General features: G+C 53.0%; 1 protein-coding gene. It reads right to left on the reverse strand.

Features of this window, described 5'->3' with window-relative positions:
* Nucleotides 1–608, reverse strand: a 608-nt coding sequence (locus tag A3AY_RS0115245; RefSeq protein WP_245275930.1) for an ABC transporter substrate-binding protein, incomplete at its 3' end; no start/stop codon positions are given.
* Between the last annotated feature and the right edge of the window lie 402 nt (nucleotides 609–1,010).

The following is a 1,010-nucleotide window of genomic DNA, read 5'->3' on the forward strand; positions in this document are numbered from 1 at the left end:
TTCCAGATGACACGACTGACTCTGGCGATCTTGCCACCTGCAAGTCCGTCGGGGGCCTCGCTGCGGGGAACATACTCTTCAAACTTGTCGAACGTAATGTTAGCCCCGGGTACAAAAAGCTCCTCGTTGAACTTGAATGGCCCCGATCCGATGTGTGTGGTAACCGCTTCACTCGGCGGACGATCTGCATCCTTTTCGCGCATGATGAACAACGGATAGGTGCTGACTTGTGCCAGTTGATCAATCAACAAACCAAGTGGCTCTTTAAGGGTGATGACGAAGGTTTTGTCGTCCTTTATGGAAACATCCTGCGCCCGCTGCTGTACCAGACTTCCACCTGGTGTCTGGAACCAACGGCGAATTGAGGCAACACAATCCGCCGCCGTAACCTTTGTGTGGTCGTGCCAGCTCAGTCCGTCTCGAAGCTGGAAGGTGTAAGTCCTCTTGTCGTCCGAAGCGCTCCAATCCCCGATCATTTGCGGCTGTGGCACGAGCTTTGAATCGAGGCCGAAGAGCATATCGTAGACACCAAAGGCGTAATCGCCGATATCTACGTCTGTCGTCGTGTAAGGATCGAAGGCCTGCGGCACGCCGTGGGACCATTTCACTGGTTCTCCTCCGGTCGATGCCTGTGCGCGGAGCAGGGAAGGGAACGACGCTGCCGCTCCCATGGCCATGCTCGCTTTGATTACGTTTCTCCGAGAGATCTCCATTGTCTAAGTTCCCCTACTTGTTTTTGATTTCATTTGGTCAGTGATGGAGTTGCGTTAGCTGTAACGACGCGGACTAAATGTCCCTGAGCGATATTGATGGCGCGTCTCTCTCTCCGGCGAGCAAACTGGCTACATCGAATGGAATTGACAAATAGAGTTTCGATATGTGCTCATCTCGAAACCAGATTGTTGAGATCGGTCAAAGGCTTGTTAAGCAAATGTTCGCTGCATGCTGGAACGCATTGATCCCAACTCAGTCGGGCGACAAAGCTCTAGCCGTAGACCCTAGTCTCCCTG

This window comes from Rhizobium giardinii bv. giardinii H152 (assembly GCF_000379605.1).
Classification (GTDB): Bacteria; Pseudomonadota; Alphaproteobacteria; order Rhizobiales; family Rhizobiaceae; genus Pararhizobium; species Pararhizobium giardinii.